Raw genomic sequence first — 14,366 nt, 5'->3', positions numbered from 1 at the left:
GCCGCCCGGTGCTGTTGGCGATGGGCCGGGCCGCCAACCCGGCGGCCATGCTGCCCCCTTCGGCCTTCCTCCCGGCATGGTTCCTGGAGAACCGCCCGTCCGCGCTGGTGCCGTTCGGCGCGGCTGCACGAGAGCGTCGCCGCCCCTGAACCACCCCTGCCCCCTCTGCCGAAACGCGAAACGCGCGCCGGATCTCTCCGGCGCGCGTCGTCGCATTCAATGGCTGGCCTGCCTCAGTTCAGCAGGGCCGGCACGAAGGTCACGATGCTCGGGAAGCTCGCCAGCAGCGCCAGCCCGACCACCTGGATCAGCACGAAGGGGATCACGCCGCGATAGATGTGGCCCGTCGTGACCTCCTTGGGGGCCACGCCGCGCAGGTAGAACAGCGCAAAACCGAAGGGCGGCGTCAGGAAGGAGGTCTGCAGGTTCACCGCGATCATGATCGTCACCCACTTCGGATCGAAATGCGCGCCGTAGATCACCGGCCCGACGATCGGCACGACGATGTAGATGATCTCGAGGAAGTCGAGCACGAAGCCCAGCACGAAGAGCACCAGCATCACGATCAGGAAGACCGTCCGCACGTCGTCGAAGCTTTTCAGGAACTGCTGGATGTAGTGTTCGCCGCCAAAGGAGATCACCACGAGGTTCAGCAGTTGCGAGGCGATCAGGATGGTAAAGACCATCGAGGTCACCTTCGCCGTCTCCCGCACCGCCGGGGTCAGCACGCCCGAGCGGAACAGCACCCAGCACGAGAACAACAGCCCGAAGAGCGCATAGAGATAGGCCGCATAGGCAAAGACGAAGGCGATCCAGCTTTCGACCGATACGGATTCCGTGTTGATGCGCAGATCGAAGTTGATGCCGATCAGGATCATCACGATCACTGCCAGCGTCGACAGCAGGATGATCCGCGGAGAACGGTTCTCGTCCCCCAGCTTGCGGTAGGCGGCCAGCATGATGGCACCGGCCGCGCCCAGCGCCGCGGCGGGCGTCGGGTTGGTGATGCCGCCAAGGATCGACCCCAGAACCGCGACGATCAGCACCAGCGGCGGGAAAACCACGCGCAACAGTTCGTTACCCGCAAGGCGTTTCATCGCGATGGCGCAGCCGTAAAGCGTGATCGCCCATGGCAGCAGCATCAGGATCACTGTCAATCCCGCCGAGGTGGTGGGCTTGATCAGCAGCCAGTCCACGACGAGGCCCAGCAGGATCCCCCCCATGCCGATCAGCAGCGGACGCGGCTCGGCCGAGGGCGAAACGCCCCGCGCCATGGCCAGCACCAGCCCCGCCATGACGGCGAGGATCGCGATGCCGGTGCCGATGGGCGCGGCATTGGCGATCAGGCTGGTGCGGGCGGCCTCCATCTGTTCGGGTGTCAGGCGTTCGCTGGCCTGCACGCCGCCGGCCTCGTCGATGACCCGCTGTTCCTCGACCGCCGCGTCCCAGGCCTCTTGCCCGTGCAGCGCGATCATCGAGGCCTGGCATTCCGGCCCGACATTGGTGCGCAGCGAAGCGACCTGACCGGCGTCCGAGAAGCTGTCGACCTGCGTCGACTGGCTGCCGACGACGTTCATCTGGCTCAGGATCATGGTGCCGACGATCAGCAGCACCGGCACGCCCAGGAGCCAGGTGAAGGCTTCGCCCCGGGTGACCGGTTCACCGTTTGCCGCGCCCATTTCCACGGCGGGCGCCTTGGACGGGTTGAGCATCGCGTAGCCAAAGGCATAGGCCGCATATAGCCCCGCCAGCAGGATGCCCGGCACCAGCGCCGCCTGGAACAGCGTGCCCACGGAAACCACCGCAGGCTCTCCAAGGAAGGTCAGCGCGTCGCTGCAGCCCGCCTCGGTGGCGCGGGTCTCTTGCGCGGTGGAATAGAGGTCGCCCGCCAGCGTGCCCAGCAGGACGATGACGATGGAGGGCGGGATGATCTGCCCCAGCGTGCCCGAGGCCGCGATCACCCCGGTCGCCAGTTCCGGCGAGTAGTTGTTGCGCAGCATGGTCGGCAGGGCCAGAAGCCCCATGGTCACCACCGTCGCGCCCACGATGCCGGTCGAGGCGGCGAGGAAGGCGCCGACAACCACGATGGACACCGCCAGACCGCCCGGAAGCGGGCCGAAGACCCGCGCCATGGTGGTCAGAAGGTCGTTGGCGATCTTCGAGCGTTCCAGCACGATGCCCATCAGCACGAACATCAGCACCGCCAACAGCGTCTCGATGGACTGGCCCGCGATGACACGTTCATTGATGCGGTTGGTGATGAAGCCCACGTTGCGGGTCAGCGCGGTTTCCCAGTCGCCCGCCGGAAAGATCGACTCGGTCGCCATGCGCGGCAGGTCCGGGTAGCGGAAGATCGAGATCGCGCTGTCCGGCACGCCCGAGGCGCGCAGCGCGGCATAGGCCTCTGAACTGGTGTCGATGGCCTGGTGAATAAGGTAGCCCGCGCTGTCGAGCGCGGCGATGATCCCGAAGGAGATGACCCCGGCGCCGCCGATGGCAAAGGCCACCGGGAAGCCCGACAGGATCGAGGCGAAGAGCGTGAGAAAGACGATGATCAGGCCGATCTCGACGCCGTCTAGTCCGAATAGCATGGTGATCTACCCTCAGAATTCTGCGTGGTCGTAGGGCTCTTCGCCCGTTTCGACCTTGTCCAGGTCCAGCAGCTTGCCCTCTGCCTCGGGGCCTTCGACGAACTCGAGATACGAGCGGTAGAAGAAGGCCCAGGCCTGCACGAAAATCAGACCGACCATGATGACCATGAGCATCTTGAACAGGAAATACCCGGTGAAGCCATTGGCCGAGAAGCCCACGGTCTCGACGTTCCAGCGCAGCGCGCGGGCCTTCATCTCCAGCCGGTCGAGCGCATCGGTCGGCGCCACCGGCGGCACGATCAGCGAGCGCCACATGAAGTACCACGAATACATCCAGATCACGACCGCCATGGGGATCATGAAGAACAGCGACCCGAACATGTCGATGATGCGCTTGGTCCGGAAGGACACGGCGGCATAGACAAGGTCGACGCGCACGTGGCCGCGCTGCACGAAGGTGTAGGTCAGGCACAGGCAGACGACCATGGCGTTGTACAGCTTCAGCTCTTCGGACCACCACGAGATGTCGAACTGCATGGGAATGCCAAAGCCCAGCACGATGTCGGGCCGGGCGAAGATCCGTTGCAGGAAGACGATGATCACCTGTTGCAGCACCATCAGAAGGCCCGCCCAGGCAAAGACGCGCCCGATGGTATTGGCAAAGCCTTCCAGCACCGCGACGGTGCCCCAGAGGAACCTGCGTTTCCAAAGGCCGATCGCGAAGATCACCAGGAAGATCATGATGCAGACGAAGAAGAACTCGACCGAGGCGCCGTAATAGACGACCCGCATGATCGCGGTCTTGTCGGTCCAGTCCAGCCAACTGGCGGGATGGGTCACCGCATATCCGAAATTGTAGAACGACAGGGCGAGGTTCTGAAGGACCCAGACGATCCCCTGCCCCAAGGCCCCCATGATGTCGCCAAAGCTGGCCGCTTCGGTAGTTTCCATTCTGCCCCCAGGTTTGGGCCCGCCCGTCCGGACCGGGCCGAACGGGGGCCACGCGGATGCGAGGCCCCCTATTCCGTGTCAGGTTGTCCGGCGGGTCAGCCGCGGTTCAGGACGCGATCCCGCTGCTGGACGTAGGCCCGGTCAGCGCGCTGCAGCCAGTCGGACGAGGCCCTCATGCTTTCCTCGAAGCTGGTGCGGATCTCGGCATACATGTCGTCGCCCATGAACTCGTCCATCGCGGTCAGCGAGGCGGTGCCGAAGGCATCCCAGACCGTGTCGTCGAATTCCATCAGCTTGATGCCCTGGCTCTGGATGCGGCGCAGCGCGGCGGCGTTGTTGGCGATGCCCTGCGTCAGCGAGTGCGTGGTGGCCGCCTTGGCCGCCTGTTCCATGATCGCCTGCTGCGCGGGCGTCAGGCTTTCCCAGATATCCAGGTTGAAGGCCACGGACAGGGCCGAGCCCGGCTCGTGGAAGCCCGAGGTGTAGTAGTAGTCGCAGACTTCCTGGAAGCCCAGGCGCTCGTCCGCGAAGGGGCCGATCCACTCGGCGCCGTCGATGGCACCCGAGGACAGCGCCTGGTAGATCTCGCCGCCGGGGATCGCCTGCACCGAGGCGCCGGTCAGGCCCAGCGCCTTGCCGCCGATGCCGGGCATGCGGAACTTCAGGCCCTTGAGGTCGTCGGCAGAGTTGATTTCCTTGCGGAACCAGCCGCCGGGCTGCATGCCGGTCGAGCCCGCGTGGAAGGACTTCAGACCGAAGATCTGGCCCAGACCGTCGTACAGCTCCTGACCGCCGCCGTGGTACATCCAGGTCGACAGCTCCTCCGCCGTGGCACCGAAAGGCACGGCGGTGTAATAGTAGTAACCGGGGTGCTGGTTGCCGAAGTAGTAATCGGCGGAATGGTACATGTCGGCCTGCCCCGAGGACACGGCATCGAAGACCTCGAAGCCGCCGACCAGTTCGCCCGCGGCCTTCTTGTCGATGGTGATCTGGCCATCGGTCATCGCGCTGACGACCTCGTTGAAATAGACGGCGGCGTCATCGAAGACGGCAAAGCCATGCGGCACCGAGGTGACCATGGTCAGGGTGCGGGCGCCCTGTGCGTAGGCCGGAGCGGCAAGCCCGGACGCGGCGGCGGCGCCGGCACCGACGGTCGATGCCCGAAGAAATGAACGACGATCCATTGTGATCCTCCCAGATCAAATTTTGGCGCCTCCCTCCCCTGTGGGGCGCCTTTAAGAAGTGATCGCAGGTTAGGGCGGGTTTCCGCTCAAAGAAATACCCACAGATACGGAGCGGCCCCGGGTTTTTGCGCCCTGACGCAGCGTCGAAAACACGCATAACGTGCATTTGCGTGAAGATTTTCCCGCAAAGACCTCCTTCGCCTGGCGCTGTATCGCCGTGCAGGGGGGCGGTCCGTCCAAGGCTGTGGCGTGACGCCACCGCCGTCGGGGTAGCGCGATCCGCCAATCGCTCGCGGTCTCGCGACGCAGCCACGGCGCCGTCGCCGGACCGTCCCGGGGCGCAAGCGATTTGGCGGCAACCGGCGCGACCTGAGCAGGGTCTTGCGGTTCCGGATCGGGTGGACGCCGGTCCGATTTCGGCGGATCGCCGCGCCGCAGCCCGGCGATGGGGCGCATGGCACCCGAGACGGCGTTTCCACCGGCTGACGCCTCCTCTTTCCCTCTGCCCCGACCCGTGCTTTTCTGTGCGCAATGCCCCTGTTCGCCCGCCCGCGCCTTTCCTACCGGCAGAAGCTCTTTCTGCTCGCCTCCGTTCCGCTGATCCTGGCAGCGACGGCCATCTCGGTGCTGGTCGCGGTGGAATCCCGTGGCGCCGCCGAACGCGAGATCGCCGCGCTGGAGCATGAGCTGATCGAGGCCAAGAAGCGCGAACTGCGCAACTACGTCGAACAGGCCCGCAACGGCTTCTACTTCGTCTACGGTTCCGCCGCGCCCGACGACGAGGACGCCAAGCGGCAGGTCCTGCAGATCCTCGCCGCGATGATCTACGGCGAGGAAGGGTTCTTCTTCGTCTACGACTACGACGGCACCAACCTCGTCTCGCCGCGCCAAACCGAACTGATCAACCACAATCTCTGGGACCTGACCGACAGCGAAGGCACCAAGGTCGTGCAGGAGTTCATTCAGACCGGGCGCATGGGCGCGGGCTATGTGGAACACCTCTGGCCCAAGCCCTCGACCGGGGAAGAGGCCCGGATGATCACCTACGCGACCTCCTTCCCCTCGTGGCGGTGGGCGGTGGGCACCGGGGTCTTCATCGACGACGTGCTGGAAACCGTCGCCGCCAGCCGCGCCGAGGTGAAAGCCCGCGTCGACCGCACCTTCTGGCAGATCGGGGCGATCACGCTGAGCGCATTGCTCATGGTCTTCGTCTCGGGCCTCGTCATCAATATCCGCGAAAGGCGGCTGGCGGATGCCAAGCTGAAGCAACTGACGCAGCGGGTCTTCGACGCACAGGAAGAGGAACGCGGCCGCGTGGCCCGCGAGCTGCACGACAGCATCAGCCAGATCCTTGTCGGAGTGAAATACGCGCTGGAAATCGCCCGCCGCCGTGTGGCCCAGGGCGATCCCCGTGCCGAAAAGACGCTGGCCAAGGGCGCCGAGAACCTCGGCCAGGCCATTCAGGAGGTGCGCCGCATCAGCCGCGACCTCAGGCCCGGCGTGCTGGACGATCTGGGACTTGGCCCGGCGATCAAATCCCTGACCGACGATTTCCGCGCCCGCACCGGGATCGACGCGCGCTTTGACACCGTGGTCTTCCGCAACCGGCTGGATCAGGACGCCAAGATCGCGCTCTACCGCATCGCGCAGGAGGCGCTGACCAATGTCGAGCGCCACTCGGGCGCGACACGCGTCGACCTCGACCTGCGCGGCCACCCCGCCGGGGCAACCCTGCGCATCTCCGACAACGGCATCGGGCTGGGCGAACAGCGCGCCCCCTCGAACGGCATCGGCCTGCGCAACATGCAGGAACGCATGGACCAGCTTGGCGGCACGCTGCGGGTGTTGTCCTCGCGCAGCGGCACCGTTATCGAGGCGCAGGTTCCGCTCAGCCACCTGCTGCCGCCGCAGGACGCCCCCGCCCTGAAACAACCGAAGGCCCAGGCATGACTTGCACCCGCGTCGTCGTCGTGGACGATCACCCCATGGTGGCCGAGGGCATCGAGGCCATTCTCGAAAGCTATGACGACATCTCTGTCGCCGCGACCCTGTCGGACGGCCAGACCATGATCGACCGGCTGGAAGAGCTGGCGCCGGACGTGATCCTGATGGACCTCAACATGCCCGGCCTCGGCGGGCTGTCGGCGACCGAGATGATCCTCGAACGCGCGCCCGAAACCCGCATCCTGATCCTGTCGATGCATGACACCCCGGAATACATCCAGACCGCGCTGAGCCACGGCGCCCGGGGCTACATCCTGAAAGACGTGCCGACCGAAGAGATCAAGCGCGCCATCGATACGGTGATGCGCGGCGAGCGCTACCTGTGTACCGGCGCCGAGGGCGCGCTGTCGCCTGCCGTGCAATCGCGCGAACAGCTGACGAACCGCGAGCAGATGGTGCTGCTGCAACTGGCGCAGGGCCGCTCCAACAAGGAGGTGGCGCTGACGCTGGATATCTCCGTCCGCACGGTGGAAACGCACCGCAAGAACATCAAGCGCAAGCTGGGGATCTCGTCGACCGCCGGGCTGACGCGCTACGCGATGGAGCACGGCGTGCTGCAGGGAACCGGCGCCAACCTGTAACCGCCCCAGCGGCCCGCCCCGGCCGCCCGGCGGCCCGATCCGCGCGGGCATCCCGGCAACAGCCCGCACAAGGGGCCAGCGCCCCCTTGCCGTCACGCCCCTGTCACGGTCTTGTTGTGCAAGAGCAGCATGACGAACCGGAGGCCCCGATGACCGCGCCCCTCTACGGCTATACCATTCTCGACCTGACCCATGTTCTGGCCGGCCCCTTCTGCACCATGACCCTGTCGGACATGGGCGCGCAGGTGATCAAGGTCGAACCGCCCGGGACCGGCGACGACACCCGGACCTTCCCGCCCTTCAAGGACGGCAAGTCCGCCTATTTCGCCGCGATCAACCACGGCAAGAAATCCATCGCGCTGAACCTCAAGGAAGACGGCGACCGCCAGACCTTCGAGAAACTGCTGGCCCGCGCCGATGTCATCGTCGAGAACTACCGCCCCGGCGTGATGGAGCGGCTGGGCTACGGCTGGGACGACCTGCACGCCGCCTTTCCGCATCTGGTCTACGGCGCCGTCTCGGGCTTTGGCCACAGCGGGCCGGATTCGAAACGCCCGGCCTACGACATGGTGGTGCAGGCGCGCGGCGGCGTCATGTCGATCACCGGCGAGAAGGACCGCGAGCCGGTGCGCGCCGGCGCCTCGATCGGGGATATCGTGGCGGGCATGTTCCTGTGCCAGGGCATCCTGGCCGCGCTTCTGGACCGCGAGCGCACCGGCAAGGGCCGCAAGATCGACGTGGCGATGCTGGACAGCCAGCTTGCCATTCTCGAACACGCCATCGCCATCACATCCGTCACCGGGCAGGCGCCGGGGCCCTCGGGCGCGCGCCATCCCTCGATCACCCCTTTCGAGACCTTCCACGCCTCGGACGGGCTCTTCGTGATCGCCGCCGGGAACGACCGGCTGTTCGAGAAGCTCTGCATCGCGCTGAACCTGCCGCTGGCGGATGACGCCCGCTTTGCCAGCAACGCAGAGCGCTGCAAACACGCCCGCCTGCTGAAGCGGCTGATCGAGGCGGTGACACTGGACAATACCCGCGCCTACTGGATCGCCCGGCTGACCGCGGCGGGCATCCCGACCGGGCCGATCCAGAGCGTCGATCAGGTCATGCGCGACCCGCAGATCCTGGCCCGCAACATGCTGGTCGACGTGCTCGACAAGAACGGGCGGCAGGCCTTCAAGGCGGCGGGCAACCCGATCAAGATGAGCGACGCGCCGGACCCGACCTCGCGCGGGCCCGCGCCCGATCTCGACGGCAACCGCGGCGAGATCCTGCGCTGGCTGGAACAGGGCTGAGGCGCCGAAGTCTTGCAAAGACTTCGGACCGGTTTCTTTGGAAGAAACCGGCGCGGCCCCGCCGCAAAGGGACCGCCTTATGCCGTCTTCCGGCCTTTCGCCCGGCCATGCAGGCGCTAAGGTCGCCAGCAGGCGACGTGGCAGGCAGGACATGACCCAGGACTCTCTCGTGATCTTCACCCCCTCCGGCAAGCGCGGGCGCTTTGCCCGGGGCACCCCCGTGCTGACCGCCGCGCGGCAGCTGGGGGTCGACCTCGATTCCGTCTGTGGCGGGCGCGGCATCTGCTCGAAGTGCCAGATCACGCCCTCCTACGGCGACTTCCCCAAGCACGGCGTGCATGTGGCCGAAACCGCCCTGTCCAAATGGAACGCGGTCGAACAGCGCTACGACGACAAGCGCGGGCTGCCCGCGGGTCGCCGCCTTGGCTGTCAGGCCACCGTGCAGGGCGATGTGGTCATCGATGTCCCGCCCGAAAGCCAGGTGCACCGGCAGGTGGTGCGCAAGGCGGCCTCTGCCCGGGTGATCGAGATGGACCCCGCCACGCGGCTTTACTACGTCGAGGTCGCAGAGCCTGACATGCACGAGCCCACTGACATGCACGAGCCCACTGGCGATCTCGAACGGCTGCAGCGCGCGCTGGCGGCGCAATGGGATATCCCGAAGATATCCACAGACTTCTCCACCCTGTCCGGCTTGCAACCGGTCCTGCGCAAGGGCGGCTGGACCGTCACCGTCGCCCTGCACAAAACCGACATGGACGCCCCGCCCCGGCTGATCGCCGCATGGCCGGGCCTGTACGAGGGCGGGATCTACGGGCTGGCCGTGGATCTCGGCTCGACCACCATCGCGGCGCATCTGACCGACCTCGACACCGGAGCGGTCGTCGCCTCGTCCGGCATCATGAACCCGCAGATCCGCTTTGGCGAAGACCTCATGTCGCGCGTCTCTTACGCCATGATGAATCCGGGCGGCGCGGCAGAAATGACCCGCGTGGTGCGCGAGGCGCTGGACCGGCTGACTACGGAAATCGCCGCCGAGGCCGGGATCGACCCCGCCCTGATCCTCGAGACGGTCTTTGTCTGCAACCCGGTGATGCATCACCTGCTTCTGGGCATCGACCCGGTGGAACTGGGTCAGGCGCCCTTCGCGCTGGCCACCTCGGACGCGCTGAACCTCTCGGCGGCAGAGCTTGGGCTGCGGGTGCAGCCTGCCTCGGCCCGGGTCTACATCCTGCCCTGCATCGCCGGGCATGTCGGCGCCGATGCCGCCGCCGTGGCGCTGTCGGAACAGCCCGGCAAGGCCGAAGAGCTGACGCTGATCGTCGACGTCGGCACCAATGCCGAGATCCTGCTGGGAGACACCACCCGCACGCTGGCCTGTTCCTCGCCCACCGGCCCGGCCTTCGAGGGGGCGCAGATTTCCAGCGGCCAGCGCGCCGCGCCCGGCGCCATCGAGGCGATCCGCATCGACCCCGAGACGAAGGCGCCCCGCTTTCGGGTGATCGGCTGCGATCTCTGGTCGGACGAGCCGGGCTTTGCCGAGGCCACGGCCACCACCGGCGTCACCGGCATCTGCGGATCCGGCATCATCGAGGCGGTCGCCGAGATGCGCGCGGCGGGCCTGCTGGATGCCTCGGGGCTGATCGGCTCTGCCGCGCAGACGGGCACCGACCGCTCTGTGCCCGAGGGCCGGACCCACGCCTACCTGATCCACGACGGCGGCGCCGAGGGCGGTCCGCGCATCACCGTAACCCAGGGCGATATCCGGGCGATCCAGCTGGCCAAGTCGGCGCTTTACGCAGGCGCGCGCCTGCTGATGGACGAGCGCGGCGTCGACCGCGTGGCCCGGGTTGTCCTTGCCGGGGCCTTCGGCGCACACATCAGCCCGAAACACGCGATGATCCTCGGCATGATCCCCGATGTGCCGCTGGACCGGGTCACCTCGGCGGGCAATGCCGCGGGCACCGGCGCGCGCATCGCGCTGTGCAACCTTGCCGCCCGGCGCGAGATCGAGCGCACGGTGCGCGAGATCACCAAGGTCGAAACCGCCATCGAGCCGCGCTTTCAGGAGCATTTCGTCGCCGCCAACGCGATCCCGCATGCCACCGATCCCTTCCCCGAACTGTCGAAGGAGGTGACCCTGCCGCAGGTCAGCTTCAACACCGGCAGCGGAGAGGACGGCGGACGCAGGCGCCGCAGACGCGGCTGACGGCGCGGCGGGGTCGGCGGGGTCGCCATGGCCCCTCCCCGATATGGCCTTGCGGGCCGGCCTGCAGCCGCTCTGCGGCGACGGCGGCAGCGGACATCGGCGCAAGGACCGCGCGCAGGGGCCGCGGGTGCATGGACGCGGCCTCCGGTACTGTTTGTCCCGTGCCGCTGAAAAGGCTCTTGCCGCCGTCCAACCCCAGAAGACCCGCCTCGATTGTCGGCGGCCCTCCCCCCTGGCGCAGGAGGCACGCCCGTCTTGCATGTTCCCGCGACCGGGGGCAGACAGGTCCGGCAGCCCCGGAGATGCCATGCCCTACCTCGTTCTTGCCCTTGCCGTTTTTGCCGAAACCATCGGCACGACCGCCCTGCAGGCCAGCCAGCAATTCACCCGGCTCTGGCCAAGTCTTCTGACCGTCGTCGCCTATGCGGCCGCCTTCTACCTGCTGGCCTGGGTGCTGCGGTTCTTTCCGGTGGGCATCGCCTATGCCATGTGGTCCGGGCTGGGCATCGTCTTCATCGCCGTGATCGGCTTTGCGGTCTTCGGTCAGAAGCTCGACTGGCCCGCCGTCCTCGGCATGGCGATGATCCTTGGCGGCATCTTCGTGATTCACCTGTTTTCGACGGCAACGCCGCACTGAAAACGCCGCTCCGAGAGCACGCGGCGCCCCGGCCCGGTCGCCGCTGCCCCAAGATCGCTGAAAACAAAAAAGCCCCCGGGTCGCGAAACCCGGGGGCCGTTTCTTGTCCGGCAAGGCCGATCAGAAGCGGAAGGCACCGCGCAGCGAGAAGGTCTGCGCGTCCAGATCCGAACCGCCCACATCGTTGAAGCTATGCGCAAGGGCTTCGCCGCCGATGGTGAAGTTGTCGGTCACCTTGTAGTCCAGACCGACACCGCCCACGGCACCGGTATCGCTGCCCGCCGAGGTGTCGATATTGGCCGCACCGGCGGTTGCGTAGACCAGCGTGTTGCCGAAGTCGTAGCCCAGGCGCGCCTTGGCGCGGGTCATGCTGTCCACGTCGACGCCGCCGACGCTGTAGTCGTCACCGGTGCCGAGGTATTCCAGTTCACCACCCAGCACGACATTGCCGAAGTCATAGTCGTAACCGCCGTGGATGCCGTAGATGCCGCCGTTGTCCGAGGATCCGCCAATCTGCGAGTCGAGGTTGCCATAGCTCAGACCCACGTAACCGCCGGTCCAGTCGCTGTCCGGAACGACCGCGACAGGTGCCGGGGCCGGAGCCACCGGAACCGGCTCGACATACCCTTGGTCAAGGCTGCCCGCGAAAGCGGCGGTGGAACCCAGACCGGTGGCGAGGGCGGCGAGTGCAAGAATGCTCGATTTCATGTCATTGTCCTTTCCGTGAGTGCCGCCTGCGTTCTGCTGTGGCGGCGTGTGTAGGGCGCATTTAACGACCCTTCTGCCCGCTTCAACGGCGCTCACCGCTCTGTGTTCCACGCGGATTTGCAGCCCCGCCGGAACCGGCCAAAAGATGCCGAAACCTGCGGGTTCACGCGCAACTCCCCGCTTGTTCCGCCTGCTTTTCCGGATGCGCGCGACCGTCACATCGACGCAACAATGACGCGGAGCGCGCATTGGGTCTGGATTTTTTCGCAGAAGGCCGCTAGGCGGACGCCAACTCCGAACAAAGGATCGATCAATGGATTTGCGCAACGTCGCGATCATCGCCCACGTTGACCACGGCAAAACGACGCTTGTGGACGAACTTCTCAAGCAATCCGGCGCCTTCCGCGCCAACCAGTCCGTCGCCGAGCGGGTCATGGACAGCAACGACCTCGAACGAGAACGCGGCATCACCATCCTTGCCAAGGCGACAAGCGTCGAGTGGAAGGGCACGCGCATCAATATCGTCGACACCCCCGGGCACGCCGATTTCGGCGCCGAGGTGGAACGCATCCTGAGCATGGTCGATGGCGTGGTGCTGCTGGTCGACGCTGCCGAAGGCCCGATGCCGCAAACCAAGTTCGTGACCTCCAAGGCGCTGGCGCTGGGTCTGCGCCCCATCGTTGTGGTCAACAAGGTCGACAAGCCCGACGGCGAACCGGATCGCGCGCTGGACGAGGTTTTTGACCTGTTCTCGAACCTCGACGCCGACGAGGACCAGCTGGATTTCCCGCATCTCTATGCCTCGGGACGTTCGGGCTGGTGCGATGCGGAACTGGACGGCCCGCGCAAGAACCTCGACGCGCTGTTCCGCCTGATCGTCGATCACGTCCCCGCCCCCAAGCAGGTCAAGAAGGTCGACGACGATTTCCGCATGCTGGCGGTGACGCTGGGCGCCGACCCCTTCGTCGGGCGCCTGCTGACCGGCCGTATCGAATCCGGCCACCTCAAGGTCGGTCAGACCATCCAGTCGATCAGCCGCATCGGCCAGAAGATCGAGCAGTTCCGCGTCACCAAGATCCAGGCCTTCCGCGGCCTGCAGCAGCAGGACATCGACGAGGCCTTTGCCGGCGACATCGTGTCCATCGCGGGCATGACCAAGACCACCGTGGCCGACACGCTTTGCGCGCTGGCGGTGGACGAGCCGCTGGAAGCGCAGCCCATCGACCCGCCGACCATCACGGTGACCTTCGGCATCAACGACAGCCCGCTGGCCGGTCGTGACGGCAAGAAGGTGCAGTCCCGCGTGATCCGCGACCGCCTTTACAAAGAGGCCGAGACCAACGTCGCCATTCGCATCAAGGACACCCCCGGCGGCGAGGCCTTCGAGGTTTCGGGCCGTGGCGAACTGCAGATGGGCGTCCTGATCGAGAACATGCGCCGCGAAGGCTTCGAGCTGTCGATTTCGCGCCCGCAGGTGATCATGAAGGAAATCGACGGCATCATGCAGGAACCCGTCGAAGAAGCCACCATCGACGTCGACGACGAATACTCGGGCGCGGTCATCGAGAAGATCACCGGCACCCGCAAGGGCGAGCTGGTCGAGATGCGCCCCGCCGGCGCCGGCAAGACCCGGATCATCGCGCATGTGCCCTCGCGCGGGCTGATCGGCTATCACGGCGAATTCCTGACCGACACGCGCGGCACCGGCGTGCTGAACCGCGTGTTCCACGGCTGGACCCCGCACAAGGGCGAGATCCCGGGCCGTCGTCAGGGTGTGCTGATCTCGATGGAATCGGGTGAGGCCGTGGCCTATGCGCTGTGGAACCTCGAGGATCGCGGCAAGATGATGATCGGCGCGCAAGCCCCGGTTTATCAAGGCATGATCATCGGCGAGCACTCGCGCGACAACGACCTGGAAGTGAACCCACTGAAGGGCAAGAAGCTGACCAACGTGCGGGCCTCGGGCACCGACGATGCGGTGCGCCTGACCACGCCGATGACCCTGAGCCTTGAAGAGGCGATTGCCTATATCAACGACGACGAGCTGGTCGAGGTCACGCCGAATGCGATCCGCCTGCGCAAGCGCCACCTTGACCCGCACGAGCGCAAGCGCGCCGCGCGCGGCGCCTGACACGGGTCGCGACGGTCTTCGGGCCGTGCCTCAGCCACGGCCCGTAACCCCATGAAAAAAGGCGCAGGGTGG

At 66.4% G+C, this 14,366-nt stretch carries 10 protein-coding genes; 6 read left to right on the top strand and 4 right to left on the bottom strand.

Annotation, left to right across the window (positions count from 1 at the left end; translation table 11 throughout):
• Positions 1-233 precede the first annotated feature (233 nt).
• The 3 genes from ACN5KJ_RS11020 to ACN5KJ_RS11010 form a co-directional block, all read right to left on the bottom strand.
• On the bottom strand, positions 234-2,591 hold the full coding sequence (locus ACN5KJ_RS11020; RefSeq protein WP_418593966.1) for a TRAP transporter large permease: 2,358 nt from the start codon (positions 2,589-2,591) through the stop codon (positions 234-236).
• A 12-nt stretch (positions 2,592-2,603) separates the two neighbouring features.
• Positions 2,604-3,542 carry a TRAP transporter small permease subunit gene (locus tag ACN5KJ_RS11015; RefSeq protein WP_418593964.1) on the bottom strand — a complete coding sequence of 313 codons (939 nt, stop codon included), beginning with the start codon at positions 3,540-3,542 and terminating at the stop codon, positions 2,604-2,606.
• Positions 3,543-3,637: 95 nt separating this feature from the next.
• A complete protein-coding gene (locus ACN5KJ_RS11010; protein WP_347167891.1) occupies positions 3,638-4,726 on the bottom strand; it encodes a TRAP transporter substrate-binding protein DctP in 1,089 nt (362 codons plus the stop codon).
• A gap of 531 nt (positions 4,727-5,257) precedes the next feature.
• Between ACN5KJ_RS11010 and ACN5KJ_RS11005 the strand changes: the two genes are divergently transcribed.
• The 5 genes from ACN5KJ_RS11005 (at position 5,258) to ACN5KJ_RS10985 (ending at position 11,455) form a co-directional block, all read left to right on the top strand.
• Positions 5,258-6,676: a cache domain-containing protein gene (locus ACN5KJ_RS11005; RefSeq protein WP_418593962.1), complete on the top strand. Its 1,419-nt coding sequence runs from the start codon at positions 5,258-5,260 to the stop codon at positions 6,674-6,676.
• Positions 6,673-7,311 (top strand): response regulator transcription factor, encoded by a 639-nt coding sequence (locus ACN5KJ_RS11000; protein WP_418593960.1) that lies wholly within the window; start codon positions 6,673-6,675, stop codon positions 7,309-7,311. Before ACN5KJ_RS11005 ends, ACN5KJ_RS11000 begins: the two co-directional genes overlap by 4 nt.
• 149 nt (positions 7,312-7,460) lie before the next feature.
• The gene (locus ACN5KJ_RS10995; protein WP_418593958.1) at positions 7,461-8,609 is read left to right on the top strand and encodes a CaiB/BaiF CoA transferase family protein; all 1,149 of its coding nucleotides are present in this window, start codon (positions 7,461-7,463) and stop codon (positions 8,607-8,609) included.
• Between the two features lie 151 nt (positions 8,610-8,760).
• Positions 8,761-10,818, top strand: coding sequence for an ASKHA domain-containing protein (locus ACN5KJ_RS10990; protein WP_418593956.1), 2,058 nt, complete (start codon positions 8,761-8,763; stop codon positions 10,816-10,818).
• A gap of 307 nt (positions 10,819-11,125) precedes the next feature.
• Positions 11,126-11,455, top strand: a complete 330-nt coding sequence (locus tag ACN5KJ_RS10985) for an SMR family transporter (protein ID WP_418593954.1) — start codon at positions 11,126-11,128, stop codon at positions 11,453-11,455.
• Between the two features lie 120 nt (positions 11,456-11,575).
• Here the strand turns inward: ACN5KJ_RS10985 and ACN5KJ_RS10980 are convergent, their stop codons facing one another.
• Positions 11,576-12,163, bottom strand: a complete 588-nt coding sequence (locus ACN5KJ_RS10980; RefSeq protein WP_418593952.1) for an outer membrane protein — start codon at positions 12,161-12,163, stop codon at positions 11,576-11,578.
• A 313-nt stretch (positions 12,164-12,476) separates the two neighbouring features.
• Here ACN5KJ_RS10980 and typA point away from each other — a divergent pair, with 313 nt between their 5' ends.
• Positions 12,477-14,294 carry a translational GTPase TypA gene (typA, locus tag ACN5KJ_RS10975; RefSeq protein ID WP_418593951.1) on the top strand — a complete coding sequence of 606 codons (1,818 nt, stop codon included), beginning with the start codon at positions 12,477-12,479 and terminating at the stop codon, positions 14,292-14,294.
• The last annotated feature ends 72 nt before the right edge of the window (positions 14,295-14,366 follow it).

Source organism: Ponticoccus sp. (in: a-proteobacteria) (assembly GCF_048381735.1).
Note: the sequence above shows the minus strand (reverse complement) of the source record. Positions and strands in the feature narration are given on the sequence as shown.